The organism is Bacteroides helcogenes P 36-108 (assembly GCF_000186225.1).
Taxonomy (GTDB): domain Bacteria; phylum Bacteroidota; class Bacteroidia; order Bacteroidales; family Bacteroidaceae; genus Bacteroides; species Bacteroides helcogenes.
Genome location: NC_014933.1, coordinates 647,344 through 670,401, shown reverse-complemented (window position 1 = coordinate 670,401; position 23,058 = coordinate 647,344). Strand labels below are relative to the sequence as shown.

Here is a 23,058-nt window from a genome sequence, read left to right as displayed (position 1 = left end):
TACTGTATGACTGATTGAACTTTACCGGGGTGTTTCATTTCCATTAAAACCGGATTCTATGTGCCTGTTCTGCCGCATTGTCGCCAGCTCCGAGTGGCTGCAGCGTATAGCTGTATTCCCATTCGTGCGGGGTGATGGTATATTCGGGATGAACTTGTGCTCCCCAGGTGTTGTCACCGCCTACACCCATTTGCTGATAGTCGATGTTGAGCCATACCATATCTTTCTTCAGAATGCTGCCTCCGTGGCGGCGTTCCACTTGTGAGGGGCGATACTCGAGGTCTTCCATCGGGAAATTCCAGGCACTGACGCTCAACGGCTTTTCTCCGGTAATCAGCAAGCCTTCTCCGTCTGCATTACGTAGAGCCACCCAGCGTACATCGCAGTGGTTGGCTGTCTCTTGGGCACGTACATACGGATGGAACTGTTCCCAGACTGTGGCATTATATAGCCCTATCAGTGCACCGGTCTTGCGGTCGGCATAGTTCTCTTGCGGGCCACGTCCCAACCAGGACATCATTTCGTATTCGGCGGGAAGTATCATGCGCATTCCGAAGCGGGGCATCTCATTCAACGGTTTCTTGCCGGGAATGAAGTGCATGCTGACCCGGATGGCTCCATCCGGACGGATTTTGTAGATGGTTTGCAGGGTTGCGTCTTGTGCTTCCATGCGGTAGGTAGCGGTGACGGTAGCCATTTGTTCTTCCTTGGTGACGCTAAAGTCTTGTAACTTGAGACTGTCTCCGGCTGTTTTCCAGATGGCGCAGCGTTCCAGATGTCCATTGGGAATGTCGTTGTCGGTCAGCGGGCGCCAGAAGTTGGGCTGTGGTCCCGATTCCATCATGTCCTTGTCGTTGTAGCACAGCGTCAGAATCTGCCCGTCAAGTGTGTTGAATACTACATGGAAGTTGTCTCCTTCTATATGGAAAGAGTCTCCGCCACGTTCTACCTTCAATGTTCCGTTGATGGAGCAGGCTTCTTTGGCAAGCGGAACAGAAGGTAACAGCCATTGTTCGATGGCGACTTCATGTCCTTTTGGTACAGACGGCGTTTCCTTTTTGGTGAAAGCACGTAGGGTGAGGAAATATTCTTTGCCGTCGGTCGGCAATGCTTTCAACGGTAGTTCAATGTTGGCGGAGCTTCCCGGAGCAATGACCGGGAAGTCCATTTCACCGCTTTTCACCGCTTTGCCGTCACATTCTACCGTCCATCGCAGGATATATCCTTCCAGACCGATGAAGTCGTGCCGGTTGATAACCTTAATTTGATTGGGAGTGAAAGCAAGCGGTTCAAAGTGGATATATTGCAACACTTTCTTCACTTCGTAGATGTGCGGATGCGGAGTGCGGTCTGCTGCTACCAGCCCGTTGGCGCAGAAATTGGAGTCGTTGACGATACCTACGAATCCCATGTCACCGCCGAAAGCCCAGATGTCCCGGCCATTTTTATCCTTGATGGCAAATGTCTGGTCCACCCAATCCCAGATAAAGCCTCCCTGAAGCTGGTCATACTTGTAGATCAAGTCCCAGTAATCCTGAAAGTTTCCTACACTGTTGCCCATAGCATGAGCATATTCGCACATGATCAAAGGACGTGCGTCGCGTTGGTTGATGTGGCGGCGGAGCGTCCAGATGCGTGCATACATCGGGCAATAGATGTCACTCTTGGCATCATAGCCACCGCCTTCGTATTGTACGGGGCGGGTTGCATCCGTTTTTCTGGTGTAGTCATACAGTGTCTCGAAGTGCTTGCCATAGCCGGATTCGTTTCCTAAAGACCAGGTAACGATGGCGGAACAGTTGCGGTCACGGGCAATCATGCGGCTCATGCGTTGCATGAAGGGGAGTTCCCAATCCGGATAATTGGCAAGTGTACCATCCTTGTGATCCATCATGCCGTGGCTCTCGATGTTGGCTTCGTCTATCATATACAGACCGAATTCTGTGCACAGCTCGTACCATTCGGGACAATTGGGGTAGTGGCAGTTGCGTACTCCGTTCAGGTTGAATTGTTTCATTAATCGGATGTCGCGTATCATGGAAGCCACGTCGATGGTACGCCCCTTGTGGGGATCATGTTCGTGCCGGTTCACTCCTTTGAATAGTACCGGTTTTCCGTTAATCATCTGCATTCCGTTACTCATTTCTACCGAACGGAAACCCAAAAGGTGTGTGAAAGATTCCAGAGGCTTTCCCTGTGCGTTGAAGGTACTGACTACCAATGTATATGTATTGGGAGTCTCGGCATTCCATGTGCGTGCGTCGGGAAAGATTTGCTGTGTGGTGAACAAGGTGTCGTTGGGCGAAGTTATTGTCTTCTTTTGAGTGTAGATGGGCTTGCCTTCGTCCAGAACTTTCACTACTACCGTTTCTCCGGCTTTGGGCTGATGGAGGAATACATCAAGTTTCAGTTCACCATCTTTGTAATCGTTTGTCAGCCCGGCAGTCAGGTGGAAGTCCTTGACACGGCTTTGGGGGCGGGCATACAGATAGACGTTGCGTTCGATGCCGCTGTATTTCCAGTAGTCCTGCCCTTCGAGGTAGGAACCGTCACTGTAACGGAAAACCTTTACGGCCAGTTTGTTGCTTCCTTTCTTCAGCAGACCGGTGATGTTGAAATGAGACGGCAGGCGGCTGTCTTCCGCATATCCGGCAAGCTTTCCATTTATCCATACATAATAGGCGGATTCCACTCCTTCGAAATCAAGGAAGATATCCATACCTTCCCAGCCCGCTGGAACGGTGAACTCACGGATGTAGGCTCCCACAGGATTATAGTCGGTCGGTACATGTGGCGGATCGGCGGGGAAAGGGTATCGGGTGTCCGTGTAGATGGGTGCGTCGAATCCTTGCAGTTCCCAGCTTCCGGGCACTTCTATCTTATTCCATTTACGGGTGTTATATCCCGGTTTTTGGAAGTCTTTGGGGCATAGTTCGTTATTCTTGGAAAGTAGGAACTTCCATATTCCATTCAGCGAGATGCGGCGTTCTGTTGCAGGGTTTACGCAGAATCGCATATCGGCGGGCAGGGAACGCTGTTTCATGGCATTGGCCTCATTCGTGAATGGGATAAAGTGTGCATGCATCGGCTCTCTGTTTATTTCGTTCACTTGTGGGTTTTGCCAAGGTTCCTTGTCGGCCAAAGCGCTTGTACAGAATAATGAAGTCAGAAAGATTGTATAAAGTTTGGTTTTCATGATAATCGTTTTTACAATGAACAAAATAAAGTCACAAGGAACGGAACACTGAAATCGACCACAAAGCCGTGGAAAATGGAAACTACCACAAACTGCTGTCCGGCTGTCTGGGTAATGATGGGCAGTGTTGTGTCCATCGTTGTGGCTCCTCCTGCCGAAATAGGCGCAAGATTGCCGAACCAGCGTACCAACAGTGGAGCGCCCAGTAATGTCAGTATCTCACGGCTTATGTTGGCAAGCAAAGCAATCGTACCTAATTCGGCTCCCTTGTATTCTGTGATGAAGATGCTTGAGAGTGAGTAATAACCGAATCCCGAACCGATCGCCAGGCAATCTGTTAAGGATCGGTGTGTCAGGATCAGACTGACGGCGGCGGAACCTGCCAATGTTCCCATAATGGTCATGGCGGGCAGGAATATCAGCCTTGGATTGAGAGAACGGAAATTCTTCAATGTCCGGGGATCATTACCGACACTCAGCCCGACGCTGAACATTAGTGCACACAGGGCATAGAAACTGATTTTGTTGTCCGTTACGGCATTGATGGGTATCAGCTTGTAAGCTCCGCAAAGTGCGCCTGATATAAAAAAACATATTATGACAAGACTTCCTTTCATGCCTGTCCTCCTTCTTTTTTGTACAAGGCTTTCCAGAGTCCCCAAGCTGCAATGACACTTCCCAGCGTTCCGCCTATGGTCAGGATCACGGCTTCCAGCCCGATGGTGTGAAGTCCTTTGATGATTTGTTCGTTTCCTCCCACTTCTATTCCGAGTATGAAAAGAAGTAGCCAGATAAGCACAGTGATGGCTTTGTGAATTCCGTTTAAGTTTCGTCTCCGTAAGAAGTAGCCCAGCAGCATTCCCGTGAGCATCAGTCCGATGATTGTAAACATATTTATGTTGTTTTTGGTGGCAAAGATAGCGTAAACCTATCTTCTTCGTGCAAAAGCTCAAGCATTTTAAAGTTAGACAAGACGGCATTGCTTGCGGGCAAGTGCCGCCTTGCCTTTTCTGTAAAGAGAGAATTTATTTGTCTATTTGATCGTTGGCGTTGATTTCGGTCAATGGAACCGGGTAGAAAGAGTTCTTTGTTTCGTCAAATCCGGCACGTCCGGCATTTGCCAGAGCCGTAGCCAGTTTGCCCCAACGGCGTAAATCGTACCATCGCCAGTTTTCCAGTGGGAACTCAATCATCCGTTCGTGCTCGATTTGTGCGCGTACTTCGTCTTGTGATGTTCCTGTCATGGCGGGCATGTCGCCATGTGCGCTTCTGATTTCATTGATCAGAGGGATGGCCTGTTCGGGATGTCCTTGTTCATTCAGAATTTCGGCTTTCATCAATAACACGTTGGCATATCTCATCAGGGGGATGTTAATGGCGCAATAGTTATTGTTCAGCCCTTCATAGTCTGTCGGCATGAATTTGCGGAAAGCCGGTCTGTCTGATTTGAACCAATCGTCGTAGTTGCGTCCGTAAACTCTGCCGTTTCCATCGTTGAAGTAGTCGCATTGGAAGAAAACACTCTCGTACAGGCGTGAGTCATAGCGTCCGGTCGTTGCTGTTTTACCTTCTTTTTTGAATTCCTCCATCAAGGTGTTGCTTGGCAGGATTTCATCCCATCCCTTAAGTTCCGATACACCTATCCAGCGATGGAGTTGTGTGCGGTAGTTTGCACCATTTGCACTGCTCATGGAAGTCTGTAATTCAAAAACAGACTCCTTGTTGTTTTTATTACTGCCGTCAAACATACTTGAGAATTTCTTTACCAGTCCGTAGCCGGTGACGCTGTTCAGTGCGGCAAGTGCGGCATTCAGGTATTCCGGTTTCTTTTCAGGTTCTTCATAGGCACGCGTTAAGTAAGCGAAACCTAAATAAGCATTTGCTGCCCCGGCGGTGGCACGACCTATGTTGTCGTTGTCGTAAGAGGGAGGAAGTGCAGTGGCTTTCTTCAGGTCTTCTATAATGAAGTCCCAGGTATCAGGGCGTGAAGAAAGCCCTTTGTTCAGTTCTGCCTGGCTGGTGATGTATTTATCCCTGATGATGATTTCTTTCCAGTTCAAAAGAAGTTTTAGATGATAATAGGCGCGCAGGAAATAAGCTTCATTTATAATCTGCGTGCGGATGGAGGGGGAAATACTTCCTTCAGGCATTGCCGCCACTTTCTCTATTACCTGATTGGCAAAGCTGGCTCCTTTGTAGTTGTTCCACCAGTAATTGCTGAACTGTGAGTTACCGTTTGTATATGTGAAACTGTACAGCTCCAGCCAGTTGGGATAGTTGCGGGCATCATTCCCCATGTTGATGATGTCTTCGCGGTAGGCTTCCACCGGCCATTTTACTTCGGCAAACTCCCATGTGTCGATGTAATACTCCAATTGCGAATAAGCGGCCGAGATGCCGGCTTGTGCGTCACTCTCATTGCGCCAGAAACTTCCGGAAGTCAGTTGGTCGGGAGACTCCAGAGTAAGATAATCGTCGCAAGAACTCATGCAGAGCGATGCGAAGCAAAGGCTGGCTATATATATTACTTTTTTCATTTTTGTATGGTATTAAAAATAGGTTAGAATGTAAGTTGGGCGCCCAAGGTGAATGAACGGGTAAATGGATAAATCAGTTTGTCTATGCCGGTGTTCAGTACACTTGCACGTGAGAATTCAGGGTCTATTCCATCGTAACCGGTAATTGTGAAAAGGTTTTCGCCACTTACGTAGAAGCGTAGTTTTTCGATGAATACCTTTTTCATCAGTGCTTTAGGCAGTGTATAGCCTAATTGTGCCTGACGGAGTCTAATGAAATCGCCTTTCTCTATGAAACGGTCGGATTCTTTCAGGTTGCCGTTCGGATCATTAAATATGGCACGGGGAACATCTGTACCCGTGTTCTGAGGTGTCCAAGCGTTCAGCGAGGAGGTCAGGAAGTTGGAGCCGGAGTTCATTCCTTCATAGAAATATTTGTTACCGTTATAAATCTTATGTCCCCATGCACTGCCCAAAACCACGGAAAGGTCAAAGCCTTTGTAACCGGCCGAGAAGTTGAGGTTGACTTCCAGCGTGGGGATACCCGAACCGCAATATACTTTATCGTCATCATCTATGCTTCCATCTCCGTTCACGTCTGCGAAGCGAATGTCACCGCCATCCGCAAAAGGCTGGTATTCTTTCCCGTCTGCATTGACATATTGACGGGCTTCGGCATCACTCTGGAACAATCCATTGGTTTTATAGAGATAAAAAGCACCGATAGGCCTGCCTACACGGGTTTGGGTGGGAAAATGCTCTGTTCCGTATTTCAGCCCTTCGCCGTAGAGAACCTGCCCTTTATCTGCCAGTTCCACTACCTTGTTGTCCGTTGTGCTGAAGTTCATGCCTATGTTATAATCGAAGCCGCCTTTTGCATCGGCCCAATTTACTTCAAACTCTACACCGGAATTACGGATTTTACCCACATTCAGGATTGGATTGTTCATACCCGCAGAGGGTGGGAGTGCTTTGGTTATCAACAGTTCCTCTGTCTGGTTATAATAGTAGTTCATGGCTCCCGTCAGCCTGTTGTCAAAGAATCCGAAGTCGAGTCCGATATTCTTTGTGTCTGTGGTTTCCCATTTTAGCGACCGGTTTTCAAGCCCGCGTGCAATGCTTCCTGCCCATGCATTATCGCCGTTGCCCCTTACATACCCCTGGTACTTGGTATTATAGGTGGAAATCAAGGCAAGGAAATCATAATATCCCAATGCATTCTCATTGCCCAGACGTCCCCAACTGGCACGTAGTTTCAGGTTATTCAACACAATATCTTTGGGAAAGAACTCTTCTTCACTGATTCTCCAACCTATGGCTACCGATGGAAAGAAACCCCAGCGATTGTCGGCGCCGAATTTGGAAGAACCGTCGGAGCGTACGGTTGCCTGGAGCAGATAGCGGTTGTTGTAGTTATAGTTTACGCGGCCGAAGAAAGACACTCGTCTGTAATCCCATTTGCTTCCGTCACCATCAAAAGTTCCACCGGCCCCCGCACCGATCGTAGAGAAACTCGGATCAAGAAAACCGCCCGGTTGTTCGCCGATTACCAACTGTCCGTCTTCCACTTTATAAGTAGTTGTCTTGCCCTCTACTCCGACGGAATTCCACGTGTATCTGCGTGCCATGGTCGATGTACCCGCTACTGCATTGACAGAATGTTTACCGAAATCTTTATTGAAACTCAGTACATTCTCCCATACGTGTTCTTCCCAATAAGATGTGGTTTCACTGTGATATGGATAGTCGCGTTTGGCTTTTACATCGGCAATATAAGCCGGGGTATGGTAGGTTTGGCGTTGATGTTCGCCACGGTAGGCATAGCTTGTCTTGAAACTCAACCATTTGGTGAAATTGGCGGTCAGGGCAATGTTGGCTGTGGTATGATAACGTTTGTCTGTGGATTTTTCATAATATTGGTCAGCCATGACATTGCGGTTATTCGGCAAGTTATCGAAATTAGTCAGCCCGAAGCCATATTCTTCGTTTTCATTATAAATGGGAACCAATGGAGAAATCATATACATTTCTTTTAGTTGGTATTCAGGTTGTTTGCTGTCCGTGAACTTAAATGCCATGTTGGCGTCAATGTCAAAGATATATTTGTTCATGTGCAATTTCAGGCGGGCATTGTCCTGACGATAGTCATTGCCCAGGAAAATGCCTTTATCGTCGGCATGATTGTATGAAACGGAGTACTGGGCATTTTCACTGCCGCCCCTGACGCTGAACATATAGTTTTGGGAAAAGCCTGTACGCATCATAGCGTCTTGCCAGTCTGTGTCGATACCGGTATTTTTAGTCATGTAAGGTTCCAGTTCCAACAGTTGCTTTTTCCATGCGCCGTTTCCTTTCGGGTCATATTGTGATTTATGGTTTGTCACATGAGAGTTCCAGTTCTCATACATCTGTGTATGTACTTTTTTGTATTGATCCGCATCCAGAAGATCAAGCTTCTTCGCCACGTTCGTCATACTTGCATACGCGCTGAAATCTATTTTTGTTTCGCCTTTCTTACCGTTTTTGGTAGTCACGATGATGACGCCATTAGCAGCAACCGAACCATAGATAGCAGCGGCGGCGCCATCTTTCAGGACTTCCATTGCTTGAATATCCTGTGGATTAACAGCATTGATATCACCGGGAAAACCATCAATGATATAGAGAGGCTCATTGTCACCGAATGTTTTTACACCACGAATTTTTACTTGTACGCCTGCACCGGCGTTGCCGCCCGATTTCATAATGTTTACGCCGGCTATTTTACCCTGCAGGGCTTCTGCCGGATTGGTAGTTGTACGTTTAGAAAGTTCTTCGACATTGACAGATGAAATAGCACCGGTCATGTCGCTCTTTTTCATGGTTCCATAGCCTATAACAACGACTTCATCCAGCATTTCTGTATCTTCTTTCAGGATGATCTTCAGATTCTTACGTCCGTTCAAAGGAATTGCTTGAGTGGAATATCCCACATAGGAGATGATTATTGTGGCATTGGGAGAAACGTTGAGGGCGAAATTGCCGCTTGTGTCTGTAATGACTCCATTTGTTGTTCCCTTTTCCAAAACACTTGCGCCAATAACGGTTTCGCCAGTCGTATCGGTTACAGTTCCTGTCAGTTGTATGGTTTGTGCCCATGCACCTGCGGGAAGCATAAAAGCAAAGAGCAAGAGTAGCTGACTTACTCTTTCTTTCAAATAATTACTTTTATTCATCTGAATAAGTTTTTAAGGTTAATATTTTTGGTTTTTCAAAATGCTAAGTTAGGAGGTTATTTCTGCAACAGCTAAAAATAGCGGTCTATAAATGAACTACAAACAAGGGATCACGGTGTCTTTCTGATCTACAAATTATTTTGTAAATCACTATTTATCAGCAAATAGAAAAGGATGTTGTATCTACAAACCGCTACTTTTGTCAGACAGTGAGGAGGGATTATTGTATGTATAATCTTATGTCATTTCGTACGGACATGACACTGTGATGATCAGATGTTTTGCAGATAGTCTGTCAGGTCTTCTTCTGAAGATAAGTTCAGGGATTTGCGCAGGCGATAGCGGTTCATGTTAATGGTCTTGGGAGTTGTGCCCGTCAGCATGGAAATTTCTTTTGTGGAAAGGTTAACTCTTAGCAGCGTGGCGAGATACTTTTCACCTTGTGTCAGCTTGGGGTGTATGGATACGAGCCTTTGCAGGAATTCGTTGTTTTTGTCTTCAATATTCAGTAGCAGGGTACTGTTGCTCTTGTCTCCGTTCTGGCACTGGCTGATGAAGGCGTTGATTTTCCTGAGATGGGGAACCAGATTCTGTGTATCCATCTTGTAACCCTCTTTCACCATGTCGCGTATCTTGTCCAAAAGTTCGTTGCGGCTTCTCAGGAATACAGCGAAGCTGGTGGCTTCCTGACGGCTGTCTTTCAAGGCGTTTTGTACATTTTGCAGTTCGAGTTCCTGCTGATGAAGTTGCAGTTCGGACACTTCCCGTTCCGAGAGTTCCAGACGGTATCTTGTTTCCATAAGTTGCAGATCCTTGCGGCGTTTATACCATTTGTAAAGGAAGATGCCGAAAGCCACTCCCAGCACAAGTACGCTGCCCAGCAGCCATAAGTTACGTTTCAGCAGTTCTATTTTATAAATCTGCTCCCGGCTTTCGGTGGCGTGTTTCTGGTCCTGGATTTCTTTGTAGGATATTTCCTGTTCGATGTTGCGCAGTTTATTGTTGCCTTGCAGTTCTTTGCTGAGGGCATACATCTTGTCCAGATATCGGTAGGCCTGGGCATAGTCTCCTATGGCTGCATATATCATAGACGCATACTCGTAATTGTCGCAGGTCAGTTCGCGGGCGCCTATGTTGCGGGCATATTCGTAGGCGGTGTGCAGCGCTTCCAATGCTTTGTCGTATTGTCGGGAGTAGTAATACTGCTTTGCCATGTTGTTATAATTTTCTCCTAATGACCATTGGGCATCCAGATTCTTATTTATGGCGATTGCTTCTTTGATAAAGGACAGTTTTTCTTCTGCGTCTCCTTGGTAGAGGCAGAGGTTGTTCAGGTTTGTCGCTATTTCTCTGAGGTTCCTTTGGGCGCGGTTGATGGCCAATGCCCGGCGGAAGAATTGTTCGGCTACTGGAAACTCGTTCATGAAGTGATGCATCACTCCCCGTTCGTTGTAGCATCCGGCTACGGAAGCCGAATCCCCTATGGATTTAAAGACAGAGGTAGCTTTATCGTTCAGTTCAATTGCTTTGTTGTAATCTCCCAGTTTGCTGTATATACGCCCCATCAGAGAATGCAATTGGGCTGTTTGTTGCTTGTTGGCGGGGCTGATGAGTTTCCGGGTGTCATACAGGTTTTTGATGCTCAGGTCGAAGTTACCGAGTAACTGTTCTGCCTGGCAATATAGAAGCATGGCTTCGGCATGCGCTTCATCCGGCGTGTCGTCAGTGAATAACGCAGCGGCTTGTGCGGCGTAGTAGGATGCTTGTTTGGGATTGTTATACAAGTATTTTTGGCTCTGTCCTATCAACTCTTGGATTTGCCTCCTGTCTTGTGCCTCCAAAGAAAGGGTTGCAGGCAGAAGGCATAAAAGCAGCAGGTGTAAGGCTTTCTTCATAGTCTCGTTGTTTTTGCAAATTTAATTATTTCCCTCGATATGGTGAAGTTTGCTTCCGAAAAGATTTATCTTTGCAAGGCCTGTCGGTACGACTGCGGGCAATAATCAACTACTAATCTATAATAATAGAAACAAGTGCTATTACCTTATTTAGATAAAGACCTTATTGAAGCCGGCTGCGATGAGGCCGGACGTGGATGTCTGGCGGGTGCAGTCTATGCTGCCGCAGTCATTCTGCCCAAGGATTTCAAGAATGAGCTTCTGAATGATTCCAAGCAACTGACGGAAAAGCAGCGCTATCTCTTGCGTGAAGTGATTGAAAAGGAAGCTTTGGCTTGGGCCGTAGGCGTTGTTTCTCCCGAAGAAATAGACAGAATCAATATTCTCAATGCTTCTTTTCTTGCCATGCACCGTGCCATCGACGGGCTGTCTGTCCATCCCCAACATCTGCTGATAGACGGCAACCGTTTCAAGAAATACCGGGATCTTCCCCATACCACGATAGTGAAAGGTGACGGAAAGTATCTGTCCATCGCTGCCGCTTCCATCCTTGCCAAGACTTATCGCGATGACTATATGAACGGTTTGCATGAGGAATACCCTTATTATGACTGGAATCATAACAAAGGGTATCCTACCAAGAAACACCGTGCAGCCATCGCCGTGCGGGGCACAACTCCGTATCACCGCATGACATTCAATCTGCTGGGAGACGGGCAGATGGCGCTGGACTTTAAATAATGTTTTTCTTTAGAACCATCTGATCTTTCTGAACCAAATGAACGTTCCCGCTGAAAGTAATGCCGAAAGCAGGATGATGAATATGAAAGCATGTGGGAAGCTTTCCAGATGGATGTCCACGTTCATCCCATAAAAGCTGGCTATCAATGTGGGAATCATCAGGGTGATGGAGAGGCTTGTCATGCGTTTCATGATGGCATTCACGTTGTTGGAGATGATGGAAGCAAAAGCATCCATTGTCCCCGTAAGGATGTCACTGTAAATGTTTACTGTATTATATGCCTGTTTTAATTCGATCACCACGTCTTCCAATAATTCCAGATCAAGGTAGCCTGTTCCCTGGAAGATATTTTTCAGCCGTCCTATCATGACTTCATTACCGCGGATGGAGGTATTGAAATAAACCAATGTTTTTTGGAGCTTCATCAGTTGCAGAAGGTCTTCGTTGCGGATGCTCTTTTCCAGCTCCTTTTCGGCGGTGGCTACGTCATTGTTTATTTGCTTCAGATATTTCAGAAACCAGACAGCGGATGAGTAGATAATGCGCAGGATCAGATCCAATTTGTTGTTTACAACAATGCCTTTCCGCTGGGTATGCAGGATGAAGTCCGGTATCAACTCCGTGTGGTGGTAACAGACGGAGACGATAATATCGTTGTTGGTGATGATACCGATGGGCACAGTGATGAAAGGTACACCGCGCTGGTTGCTTTGCATGGGGATGCGCAGGATGGTGAGAAGCCAATTGCCTTCTTTTTCCGTACGCGGGCGTTCATCCGTATCGGCTATGTCTTCAAGAAATGATTCGGGAACTTTCAGAACTTCGGTAAGGAATTGAAAATCATTGTCATCAGGACACTCTACATTGACCCAGCAGTTGGGCTGCCATTCCTTTTTTTCTACGAAGCCGTTTTCGCTGTAAAGATACTTTCTCATTGTTTGCCTCCTTTCTTTAGTTGCGGACAGAGGCATTGCGACCAACGTCTCCGTTCGCTTTAATGGTTAATACTGTTGCACGTTCGTGGGTTTGAATCGTCCATATTTGTTGTTTTTAGAGTTTTAAAGCGCGACAAAAGTACATAAATCATTTGAAACAGTACACTTTAACCGCCGTTTTTTGTACCTTTGCACCGCAAAAAAGGTTCTGTAAACAGAGAACGTTTTTCTCATACGAAAAGTTTGTACAATTATAATCAATTAATATTATGAGTAAGAAAGCCCTTTTAATGATTCTTGATGGCTGGGGTCTTGGCGATCAAGGTAAAGATGATGTGATATTCAATACACCCACTCCCTATTGGGACAGTCTGCTGGCTGCCTATCCGCACTCCGAACTTCAGGCAAGCGGTGAAAACGTGGGTTTGCCCGACGGACAGATGGGCAACTCGGAGGTAGGACACCTCAATATCGGAGCCGGACGTATTGTTTATCAGGATTTGGTGAAGATTAACCGTGCTTGTGCCGATGGCAGCATCTTGAAGAATAAAGAAATCGTTTCTGCTTTCTCATACGCAAAGGAGAACGGCAAGAACATCCACTTTATGGGATTGACCAGTAACGGTGGTGTGCACAGTTCTTTTGACCATTTGTTCAAACTCTGCGATATTTCCAAGGAATATGGCATCGAGAATACTTTCATCCATTGCTTCATGGATGGCCGTGACACTGACCCCAAGAGTGGAAAAGGCTTCATCGAACAATTGACCGCACACTGTGAAAAGTCGGCCGGTAAGATTGCTTCCATCGTAGGACGCTTCTATGCCATGGACCGTGACAAACGCTGGGAACGTGTGAAGGTGGCGTACGACTTGTTGGTGAATGGTGAAGGAAAAGCTGCCTCCGACATGGTTCAGGCCATGCAGGAGTCATACGACGAAGGTGTTACGGACGAATTCATCAAACCGATTGTAAATGTCGGGGTTGATGGAACTATTAAGGAAGGTGATGTCGTTATCTTCTTTAACTACCGCAATGACCGCGCCAAAGAACTTACGGTTGTCCTGACTCAGCAAGATATGCCGGAACAGGGAATGCACACAATTCCCAATTTGCAGTATTACTGCATGACTCCTTACGATGCTTCTTTCAAGGGTCTTCATATTCTTTTTGACAAGGAGAACGTGCAAAACACATTAGGTGAATTTCTGGCAGCCAGCGGCAAGACTCAGCTTCATATTGCCGAGACAGAGAAATATGCTCACGTTACCTTCTTTTTCAACGGTGGTCGTGAAACTCCGTATGATGGCGAAGAACGTATTCTTGTTCCCTCTCCGAAAGTTGCTACATACGACCTGAAGCCGGAAATGAGTGCTTACGAAGTGAAGGACAAGTTGGTTGAGGCTATCAAGACGCAGAAGTTCGACTTCATTGTTGTAAACTATGCCAACGGTGACATGGTGGGCCATACAGGTATCTACGAAGCTATTGAGAAAGCTGTGAAGGCTATTGACGAATGTGTGAAGGATACAGTGGAAGCAGCCAAAGCCAATGATTATGAGGTGATCATTATTGCTGACCACGGTAATGCCGACCATGCGCTGAATGCAGACGGCACTCCGAACACCGCCCACTCTCTGAATCCGGTTCCGTTTGTTTACGTAACAGCGAACAAGGATGCCAAGGTGGAGAATGGCGTTCTGGCCGATGTGGCTCCTTCTATACTGCACATATTAGGTATGGGTCAACCTGCTGATATGACCGGCAAAGACCTGATAAAGTAAAGGTAAGAGCTGTAGAATAGAAAATGCCGCAATTCTCATTGAGAATTGCGGCATTTTTTTGTGTCAGTGATATCCGTTGTCAGAACTTGTATCCTACAAAGATGCCGATATTGGCATTCTTGGGAGAATTGCCTTCCATAAGTTTGCAGAATCCGAGTTGAGTATTGATACCGGCCAGAAAAGAGCCGAACTCAAGACCGGCCTCGATATTGATACCTGCATCAAAACGCTTCAGGTTCAAATCTCCTTTTTTATCGTTGCCGAAGGTGTTGACTTTGGTATTGTCGGAATATCCTGCGGCAGAAGCTGAGATTTTGGTCTTTCCACCTATGCCGTAAGCCAGATAAGGACCGGCAGCTACTATAAGGTTAGTGTTATCCACAAGGTTGAAGCGCAGTTGTACGTCAATAGGCAGTTCCAGATACATCTGGTTGATTTTGACGTCACCTTTTGCAGTGATTCCTTCAATCTTGGCACTTCCGGAATACTTGGCTCCTTTGGTGCTGAAGTACAAAGATGGTTGCAGTGATACCATGTCATTGATTGCGTATTCCATACCAAGACCGATACGGCCGCCCGGTTTGAATTTTGAATTGTCAGAGTTGTCACCGATGTAGGTACTCATGTTCAATCCGCCTTTTACGTTCCATGATACTTGTGCGAAGCCTGCCATGGAGGCTACCAGTGCAAATAGCACTAACATTACTTTCTTTTTCATTTTTCTTTGTTTTTAATTTAGTTGTCTAACCAAGTGTTGTTTAAGTAGTGGCGGCAAAGTTAAGTAATATATTGATAGGTTGTTCTCTGTTCTCTCTTTTTTGCTTATCGGGCATGCCCCGGACGAACGGAAATGTATTATCTTTGTGCCCTCAAACATATAGTCAGGAGAGAAAAATGATACAGATTGGTGATGTAGTAGTAAGCTTCGATGTGCTGCGCGAGAAGTTCCTTTGTAATTTGGATGCCTGTAAGGGAGAGTGTTGCATAGAAGGAGATGCCGGAGCACCGGTAGAGTTGGAGGAAGTGGAGAAACTGGAGGAAGTGCTGCCTGTAATCTGGGAGGAATTGGCTCCCGAAGCGCGTGCCGTGATAGATAAACAGGGTGTGGTATATACTGACTGCGAAGGTGATTTGGTAACCTCCATCGTCAACAATAAAGATTGCGTCTTTACCTGCTATGACGGGAAGGGGTGTTGCTACTGTGCCATCGAAAAGGCATACCGTGAGGGGAAAACGGATTTCTACAAGCCTGTCTCCTGCCATCTTTATCCGGTCAGGGTGGGGGATTATGGTCTTTATAAAGCTGTGAACTATCATCGCTGGGATGTGTGTAAGGCGGCAGTGTTGCTTGGCAGGAAAGAGAATGTGCCTGTGTATAAGTTCCTGAAAGAACCGCTTATCCGTAAGTTCGGCGAGGATTGGTATGCGGAACTGGAATTGGTGGCGGAAGAAATGGGGAAGCAGGGGATGTTGTAGTTCCTTCTTTATGGCAGATATGATTCAGGCACGGATTACGGCCGCACTTCTTTTTGATCCGCGCTTCTCCGTGTAATCCGTGCCTGAAAGAAAACGAAAGGTATGTTTATAACATATACACTTCCTTGTTGTTGAACTTACGCATCTATATTGGCGTACGTTGCATTTGATTCTATGAAATCGCGGCGAGGGCCTACGTCTTCACCCATCAGCATGGAGAATACATAGTCTGCTTCAGCGGCATTTTCCAAATGTACTTGTTTCAGCATGCGGTTTTCCGGGTTCATGGTTGTTTCCCATAACTGATCCGGATTCATTTCACCCAAACCTTTGTAGCGTTGGGTATGGATGGCATTTTCGGAACCTCCGCCGTAAGCATCTATGAACTTCTGGCGTTGCTGGTCTGTCCAGCAATACTCTTTCACTTTGCCCTTGCTGCATAGATAAAGCGGCGGGGTGGCGATGTACAGATAGCCGTTCTGTATTACTTGCGGGAAGTAGCGGAAGAACAGAGTCATGATCAGCGTGTCGATGTGTGAGCCATCGACATCGGCATCGGTCATGATAATCACCTTCTTGTAACGCAGCTTGTCGATGTTGGCTTCCTTGCTGTCTTCGCTGTCCACACCGAAGCGGATGCCCAATGCCTGGATGATATTGTTTACCTCATCACTTTCAAAGGCTTTATGCCACATGGCTTTTTCCACATTAAGGATTTTGCCGCGCAACGGCAGTATGGCTTGGAATGCACGATTACGGCCTTGTTTGGCCGAACCGCCTGCAGAGTCACCCTCCACGAGAAACAATTCGCATTCTTCCGGGTCTTTGCTGGAGCAGTCGGCCAATTTGCCGGGCATGCCGCCGCCGGACATCGGTGATTTGCGCTGCACGGATTCACGCGCTTTGCGTGCGGCGACGCGGGCCGTGGCAGCAAGCAATACTTTATCTACTATCACTTTCGCCTCTTTCGGGTGTTCTTCCAGATAGTTGGACAAAGCTTCGCCTACGGCTTGGTTGACAGCACCGCTTACTTCGTTGTTGCCAAGCTTCGTCTTGGTCTGTCCTTCAAACTGAGGTTCTGAAACTTTTACGGAGATAACGGCTATCAGGCCTTCGCGGAAGTCCTCTCCTGAAATCTCAACCTTGGCTTTCTCCAATGCTTTGCTGCAATTGTCGTCGGCATATTTCTTGAGCACTCTGGTCAGTGCGGCGCGGAAACCGCCTTCGTGCGTGCCGCCTTCACGGGTATTGATGTTGTTGACGTAAGAGTGCAGGTTTTCGCGATAGCCGGTGTTGTACATGATGGCGCATTCGATGGGAACGCCGGATTTTTCGGTGTTCAGATAGATTACGTCATCAAAGAGTGGAGTGTTGTTGCTGTTCAGATAGCGTACAAACTCTTTTACACCTTCTTCGGAGTGGAAATATTCTGTAAGCGGTTTGCCTTCTTCATCCTTCACACGAAGGTCGGTCAGGGTGATGCGGATGCCTTTGTTCAGGTATGCAAGCTCACGCAGACGTGCCTGAAGTGTGGTATGCTTGTACTCGGATACGGTGAAGATGCTGTCGTCGGGCCAGAAGGTCTGCTTGGTTCCGGAGAGGCCCGGTTCACAGAGGCCCATCTCTTTGACGGCATACAGCGGTTTGCCGCATTCGTATTCCTGTTGATAGATTTTGCCGTTGCGGAATACTTGGGTGGTCATGTGCTTGGACAGTGCGTTTACACAGGACACACCGACGCCGTGCAGACCACCGGATACTTTGTAAGATCCCTTATCGAATTTACCGCCGGCATGAAGCACGGTCATGACAACTTCCAATGCGGATTTCTGCTCTTTCTCATGCCAGTCCACGGGAATACCGCGGCCGTTGTCCTGTACGGTGATAGAGTTGTCTTCGTTGATGGTGACCTCGATGTGGTCGCAATAGCCGGCCATTGCCTCGTCGATGGAGTTATCTACTACTTCATACACCAGATGGTGCAGACCGTTCTCGCTAATGTCTCCGATATACATGGCGGGACGCTTACGTACAGCCTCCAGACCTTCCAGTACCTGGATGTTGCTGGCTGAATAGTTGTTCTCGCCGTTTATCTTTTCTTCTTCAGTCATAATCTATTTTCCTTATTGTAATAACAAAGCAAAAGTAGTGAAAATCCTTGAGATTTCACCTTAAACAAGTGGATAAATTTGGGTCGTTTACAGCTTTTTAGCACCGGGAAGTGATAAAGAGAAATCTGTATTCAAGGTAGGGGTGAAACGGAAAAGGCCGAACTAAAAAGTTCAGCCTCTCATATCTTTTGCGCAATAAATCTTTTTAAGCGAGCTTGTTGATGTAAACAGCTAACTTGGACTTCAGGTTGTTGGCTTTGTTCTTATGGATTACATTAGTCTTAGCCAACTTGTCCAACATTTTTGTGATGCTGGGATACATAGCTGCTGCAGCAGCTTTATCTGTTGTGTCGCGAAGCTTACGAACAGCATTTCTCATGGTTTTGCCATAATATCTGTTGTGAAGTCTTCTTGTCTCTTCTTGTCTGATTCTCTTCAGTGATGATTTGTGATTTGCCATCTCGACTAATCTTTTTTAATTCGTTTATCTTTTTATTTGTAGCCCGTGGGGGAATCGAACCCCCCTTTCAAGAATGAAAATCTTGCGTCCTAACCGATAGACGAACGGGCCATCCTTTGTCAAGCGTTTCCGCTTCTGCAAGAGAGTTTATTTCTCGTTTGCGGATGCAAAGGTAGAAACTATTTTTGAACTACCAAAATAATGCAGAAAAAAAATCATCAATCTCTTTGTGTTTGTTCTTTGAAATGAAGTTTTTTCTTTGATAATCAGCGGTGTACGGTGTCGTCCTTTTCTTCGGCTTTTTCTTCCTTTTTTATTCATCTTGTTTCGTACGGCATCTTTCGGGCTTTTTTTGTAGCTTTGTTATCAGATTGAAACCATAAAGTGATAGGGCTATGTTACAAAAGACGCAGGGGATTGTGTTGCATACATTGAAATATAAGGATACTTCCATCATTGCCGAGGTATATACGGAGGTGGCGGGGAGAGCCTCGTTCATGGTTCCCGTGCCACGTTCGCGCAAGGCGGTGGTAAAGGCCGTGCTCTTTCAGCCGTTGGCTTTGGTGGAGCTGGAGGCCGATTTCCGTCCCAATGCTTCTATATATAAGATAAAGGAGGCAAAATCTTCTTGGCCGTTTTCCACGCTTCCCTACGATCCCTGTAAGGCGGCGATTGCCCTGTTTCTGTCCGAGTTTCTGTATCGTGCCGTGCGCGAGGAGGCCGAGAACCGTCCGCTGTTTGCTTATCTGCGGCATTCCATCATCTGGCTGGACGAGTGCAGGGAGGGCTTTGCCAATTTCCATCTTGTTTTCCTGATGCGGCTTTCCCGCTTCCTCGGCCTCTATCCCAATTTGGAGGATTATCACCGGGGAGATTATTTTGATATGCGGAATGCTTGCTTCACATCTCTGCGCCCACAGTTCCATTCCGATTACATCGTTCCCGAAGATGCTTCACGCCTGACGCGGTTGATGCGCATGAACTATGACACGATGCACCTTTTCGCCATGAGCCGGACGGAGCGTTCACGTTGCCTGGCGATTATGAACGAGTATTACCGTCTGCACTTACCCGATTTCCCTGTCTTAAAGTCTCTTGATGTCTTGAAGGAATTGTTTGATTAGTTTCCATATAGCTGATACGCCGGTTGCCATATATTGAAACCGTGGTTTCATATATAGCGGAACTTTTGTTCTTAATATAGCGGGGCTTTTGCCGCTATGTAGCGGGATGTCCGCTTCTTGTGGGTGCGCGGCCGCTTCGTGCTGTTGAGAGGACTTGCCGGGGGGCTATAAAAGATGCCTGCCGCCATCCGCCTGCAACGAGTTCTCCGGCGGAGTACTCTCTTTGCAAGGGGATGGCGGCAGGCGTTTGCGGGTATGCGTTTGCCTTCGCTTCGGCACGCATGGCGTAATCTTATCCCAACAGCTCTTTTACTTTGGCCGAGATGGTGCGTCCTTCGGCAAGCCCCGCCAGTTTCTTGCTGGCCACGCCCATTACTTTGCCCATGTCTTTGCCGCCGGTGGCGCCTGTTTCGGCAATGATTTCTTTCAGGGCGGCTTCCAGTTCTTCGGCAGACATCTGCTTGGGCAGGTAGGCTTCCATTACCCTGACCTGTGCCAGCTCCTCGTCGGCCAGGTCCTGACGTCCCTGTTCCACATAGATGGCGGCGGCGTCTTTGCCTTGCTTGGTCAGTTTCTGGATGATCTTCAGGGCATCTGCATCGGCCAGGGTATCGTTGGCTCCCGGAGCTGTTTTGGCTTCAAGGAATACTTTCTTTATGTTTCTCAATGTTTCGAGGGCTACTTTGTCTTTGGCCTTCATTGCGGTTTTAATGTCTTCGCTGACTTTCTCGAATAAATCCATCTTGCTATTTTATTTGTTTATATAAATCGGTAGTAAGGGTGGCGCGCCGCCGGATTGTAAATCAAAAGGTGATTATTCCCCCGTCGGTTCCATCTTCCTGCGCTTCTTCGGTGGCAAGTATGCCTTCCTGTTCGGCTTTGTTCTTGATATTGTTCAGGGTGCTTTTGTCACGCAGGTAGGTCGGAGTGTTTTCTACCATGCCGATGATGTCCGCATTGTCCATGTCTTCGGGATTGAAGACATAAATATGGCGGCGTTTGATGCGCTGGTAGCGCACGTTGGCATCCTTGCCGTAATATACTTCACGGCGGTTGCGCTTCTGTTCTTCTTCTTCCTCCAGTTCGGCGAGGCGCTGCTGCTCTTCGGCGCTCTGCATGGCGATGCGGTCGTCCATCTCCTTGATGTGGATGTCCTGTATGCCGAATCCGGTGGCAAGCAGGGTGATCTTTACCCTCTGCTCCAGAGCGTCATCTTCGGCCATGCCGAATTTGGTTTCAAAGTCTCGGTTGAAACGGTTCATGAACTCCTTCACTTCGTCCATCTCGCTCATCATCAGTTCGTGGTCTTTGCTGTACGAGATGTTGAGCAGTACCTTTTTGGAGTTGAATATGTCGTTGTTGTTGAGTAACGGCGAGTGTTGTGCATTCTTGATAGCTTCGCTGACACGGCTTTCGCCGTCGCCATACCCTGTGCTCATGATGGCTACGCCTCCGTCTTTCATTACGGTCTTCACGTCGTTGAAGTCAAGGTTGATGATACCTCGCATGGTGATGATTTCGGCTATGCTCTTGGCGGCGATCAGAAGGGTGTCGTTGGCCTTGGCAAAGGCGCTTGTGACAGAGAGGTCGGGATAGATTTCACCCAGTTTCTCGTTGTTGATGACCAGCAGCGCGTCCACGTGTTTGCTGATTTCTTCCACGCCGTCCAGTGCCTGGTCTATCTTCTTGTCGCCTTCCCAGCGGAAAGGGATGGTGACTATGCCCACGGTCAGTATGTCCATGTCTTTGGCAATCCGGGCAATGGTAGGAGCCGCACCGGTTCCTGTTCCGCCTCCCATGCCGGCGGTGATGAATACCATCTTAGTACCGTCGTTCAGCATGTTCTGCACATCGTTTATACTTTCTTCTGTCGCCTCTTTCGCCTTCTTGGGGCGGTTGCCGGCTCCCAACCCTTCGTGGCCTAATTGCAGCTTGACCGGAACCGGAGATTCTTCCAACGCCTTGCGGTCGGTATTGCAGACCACGAAAGCGACGTCGTGTATGCCTTCCCGGTACATGTGGTTCACGGCATTGCCGCCGCCACCGCCTACGCCGATGACTTTGATTATTTTCGGTGAGTCAGTCGGGAAATCGAATTGTACTATATCGTCCATAGCTTTTTATTAATTGATAATTGACAACTGATAATTGACAATTGGGGTTTACTCATTTATGGTTATTTCATGTCGTCATCCGAGAATATTTCCTTGGAGAACTTGTCGAAGGTTCTTTCAAACCAGCTCGGCCCTTCTTTCTTCTTCCGTTTCCTTTCTTCTTTTTCGCGCAGTTCTCTTTCTTTGCGTTCACGCTCCTTACGCTCTTTTTCCTCCTTTTCGCGCTGTGCTTTGGCGGCGCGGGCGGCGGCTTCCTGTTCTATCAGAGTGGCATCGTTCTCGAACATGTTTTTGGGCTCGGCTGCTGTGGCGGGCTGCGCGGTTTTGGCTTCCTGCAGGCAGCAGTTTTCATTGCCGGCGGATAGCAGTCCGAGAAGAGTGTTCTGCATTCCGTCCTTTTTCAGCACGTCAGAATGTCCTTGTATGGTATTGTGCACGAATTTCGCGGTTTTCACTTTTTCAGTCTTGCTCAGTTTGCGGAAGGCTTCTTCGATGTTTTTCAGATTGGAACCTCCGCCGGTGAATACTACTCCCGAAAACAGTTTGTCCTCGTAGCCGGATAGTTGTAATTGGTTCCAGACATTGGCGAGTATTTCTTCGGCACGAGCGCCGATGATGTTGTTCAGCATGGACAGCTCTATGGTGCGTCCGTCCTCCAATGTGCATACGGCAGGAGTTTCTTCTTCCTCTTCTTCATAGAGTATATTTCCGTATTGCAGTTTCAGCTTTTCGGCATCCTCCTCTTCCATCTGCAGCGAGGCAATGTCACGGGTGATGGTACTTCCGCCTAACGGGAGTACGCTGAGATAACGCAGAATGTTGTTCTTATAGACAGCAATGGTGGTAGTGTCGGCTCCAAAGTCCACCAAGGCGCATCCCGAACGCATTTCATTTTCCGTCAATACTGCATGCGCAAGGATTATCGGGGCAATGAGCAGGTCGGCTATCTCGACCTTGGCCTGTTCAAAACTATGCTCCAGATTCTTTTTGAGGGAGGCGCGGGCTACGATGTTCAGGAACTGTCCGGTGATATGCCTGCCCGCCACGCCTACCGGATCGACTTGCAGGTTATTGTCTATTTTATATTCCTGAGGAGCCACATCCAGCACACTCATATCTGCCAGAGGGACTTCGAGGTTCTCGTCGCAGATGGAGTCTATCAGTTCCTGCGAGATAATGCCTTCTTCTTCCAATGTACGGCTGACCGCATTCCTGACTGTGCGCAATGACTGTCCGCCTATGCCTACATATACTTTGGCGATGGAGTTGTTTAACTGGCCTTCCAGCTTGTTGATGATGGAAGTCAGTGCCTGTGCTGTCTTGTCAATGTTGTAGATGGTCCCCTTGTGGATAAACGAGGAGGCGTCTTCACGTGCATAAGCCAACACCTGCATGCTTCCGTCACTGTTCTTCTTTCCTGCAATGCCGGAAATCTTGGAAGAACTCAGCTCAATAGCGGCGATGAAATCTGTTGTTGCCATATCTTTCTG

Annotated in this window: 18 protein-coding genes and 1 tRNA gene; 4 read left to right on the top strand and 15 right to left on the bottom strand. The window is 47.5% G+C overall.

Features of this window, described 5'->3' with window-relative positions; genetic code table 11:
* Positions 1–43 precede the first annotated feature (43 nt).
* The 6 genes from lacZ to BACHE_RS02540 all read right to left on the bottom strand — a co-directional run bounded on the left by lacZ (position 44) and on the right by BACHE_RS02540 (position 10,822).
* Positions 44–3,196, bottom strand: coding sequence for a beta-galactosidase, LacZ type (gene lacZ, locus BACHE_RS02565; protein ID WP_013546143.1), 3,153 nt, complete (start codon positions 3,194–3,196; stop codon positions 44–46).
* 11 nt (positions 3,197–3,207) lie between these two features.
* The gene (locus BACHE_RS02560; RefSeq protein ID WP_013546142.1) at positions 3,208–3,813 is read right to left on the bottom strand and encodes a LysO family transporter; all 606 of its coding nucleotides are present in this window, start codon (positions 3,811–3,813) and stop codon (positions 3,208–3,210) included.
* Positions 3,810–4,088 carry a LysO family transporter gene (locus BACHE_RS02555; protein ID WP_013546141.1) on the bottom strand — a complete coding sequence of 93 codons (279 nt, stop codon included), beginning with the start codon at positions 4,086–4,088 and terminating at the stop codon, positions 3,810–3,812. Before BACHE_RS02555 ends, BACHE_RS02560 begins: the two co-directional genes overlap by 4 nt.
* Positions 4,089–4,221: 133 nt before the next feature.
* Positions 4,222–5,733, bottom strand: a complete 1,512-nt coding sequence (locus tag BACHE_RS02550) for a RagB/SusD family nutrient uptake outer membrane protein (RefSeq protein WP_013546140.1) — start codon at positions 5,731–5,733, stop codon at positions 4,222–4,224.
* Between the two features lie 23 nt (positions 5,734–5,756).
* Positions 5,757–8,927, bottom strand: a complete 3,171-nt coding sequence (locus BACHE_RS02545; protein ID WP_013546139.1) for a SusC/RagA family TonB-linked outer membrane protein — start codon at positions 8,925–8,927, stop codon at positions 5,757–5,759.
* Between the two features lie 272 nt (positions 8,928–9,199).
* Complete coding sequence (locus BACHE_RS02540; RefSeq protein ID WP_013546138.1) at positions 9,200–10,822, bottom strand: tetratricopeptide repeat protein; 1,623 nt, start codon at positions 10,820–10,822, stop codon at positions 9,200–9,202.
* A 135-nt stretch (positions 10,823–10,957) separates the two neighbouring features.
* On the opposite strand from BACHE_RS02540, the gene BACHE_RS02535 reads away from it, so the two are divergent.
* On the top strand, positions 10,958–11,563 hold the full coding sequence (locus BACHE_RS02535) for a ribonuclease HII (RefSeq protein ID WP_013546137.1): 606 nt from the start codon (positions 10,958–10,960) through the stop codon (positions 11,561–11,563).
* A 9-nt stretch (positions 11,564–11,572) separates the two neighbouring features.
* Here BACHE_RS02535 and BACHE_RS02530 read toward each other — a convergent pair whose 3' ends face one another.
* Positions 11,573–12,499, bottom strand: coding sequence for a magnesium transporter CorA family protein (locus BACHE_RS02530; protein WP_013546136.1), 927 nt, complete (start codon positions 12,497–12,499; stop codon positions 11,573–11,575).
* Positions 12,500–12,768: 269 nt separating this feature from the next.
* On the opposite strand from BACHE_RS02530, the gene gpmI reads away from it, so the two are divergent.
* Positions 12,769–14,283, top strand: coding sequence for a 2,3-bisphosphoglycerate-independent phosphoglycerate mutase (gene gpmI / locus BACHE_RS02525; protein ID WP_013546135.1), 1,515 nt, complete (start codon positions 12,769–12,771; stop codon positions 14,281–14,283).
* Between the two features lie 79 nt (positions 14,284–14,362).
* Here the strand turns inward: gpmI and BACHE_RS02520 are convergent, their stop codons facing one another.
* Complete coding sequence (locus BACHE_RS02520) at positions 14,363–15,001, bottom strand: porin family protein (RefSeq protein WP_013546134.1); 639 nt, start codon at positions 14,999–15,001, stop codon at positions 14,363–14,365.
* Between the two features lie 176 nt (positions 15,002–15,177).
* Between BACHE_RS02520 and BACHE_RS02515 the strand changes: the two genes are divergently transcribed.
* A complete protein-coding gene (locus BACHE_RS02515) occupies positions 15,178–15,759 on the top strand; it encodes a DUF3109 family protein (protein ID WP_013546133.1) in 582 nt (193 codons plus the stop codon).
* 137 nt (positions 15,760–15,896) lie between these two features.
* Here BACHE_RS02515 and gyrB read toward each other — a convergent pair whose 3' ends face one another.
* The 3 genes from gyrB to BACHE_RS02500 all read right to left on the bottom strand — a co-directional run bounded on the left by gyrB (position 15,897) and on the right by BACHE_RS02500 (position 18,441).
* Complete coding sequence (gene gyrB / locus BACHE_RS02510) at positions 15,897–17,870, bottom strand: DNA topoisomerase (ATP-hydrolyzing) subunit B (RefSeq protein ID WP_013546132.1); 1,974 nt, start codon at positions 17,868–17,870, stop codon at positions 15,897–15,899.
* A 205-nt stretch (positions 17,871–18,075) separates the two neighbouring features.
* Positions 18,076–18,330 carry a 30S ribosomal protein S20 gene (gene rpsT, locus BACHE_RS02505; protein WP_013546131.1) on the bottom strand — a complete coding sequence of 85 codons (255 nt, stop codon included), beginning with the start codon at positions 18,328–18,330 and terminating at the stop codon, positions 18,076–18,078.
* Positions 18,331–18,369: 39 nt separating this feature from the next.
* Positions 18,370–18,441: transfer RNA gene (locus BACHE_RS02500), tRNA-Glu, on the bottom strand.
* Between the two features lie 284 nt (positions 18,442–18,725).
* Here BACHE_RS02500 and recO point away from each other — a divergent pair.
* Positions 18,726–19,454 (top strand): DNA repair protein RecO, encoded by a 729-nt coding sequence (gene recO / locus BACHE_RS02495; RefSeq protein WP_013546130.1) that lies wholly within the window; start codon positions 18,726–18,728, stop codon positions 19,452–19,454.
* Between the two features lie 94 nt (positions 19,455–19,548).
* Here the strand turns inward: recO and BACHE_RS17260 are convergent, their stop codons facing one another.
* From BACHE_RS17260 to ftsA, 4 genes are all read right to left on the bottom strand, one after another.
* Positions 19,549–19,737, bottom strand: a complete 189-nt coding sequence (locus BACHE_RS17260) for a hypothetical protein (protein ID WP_148229807.1) — start codon at positions 19,735–19,737, stop codon at positions 19,549–19,551.
* Between the two features lie 9 nt (positions 19,738–19,746).
* On the bottom strand, positions 19,747–20,196 hold the full coding sequence (locus BACHE_RS02490; protein ID WP_013546129.1) for a GatB/YqeY domain-containing protein: 450 nt from the start codon (positions 20,194–20,196) through the stop codon (positions 19,747–19,749).
* A 61-nt stretch (positions 20,197–20,257) separates the two neighbouring features.
* A complete protein-coding gene (ftsZ, locus tag BACHE_RS02485; protein ID WP_013546128.1) occupies positions 20,258–21,568 on the bottom strand; it encodes a cell division protein FtsZ in 1,311 nt (436 codons plus the stop codon).
* Positions 21,569–21,630: 62 nt separating this feature from the next.
* Positions 21,631–23,049, bottom strand: coding sequence for a cell division protein FtsA (ftsA, locus tag BACHE_RS02480; protein WP_013546127.1), 1,419 nt, complete (start codon positions 23,047–23,049; stop codon positions 21,631–21,633).
* Between the last annotated feature and the right edge of the window lie 9 nt (positions 23,050–23,058).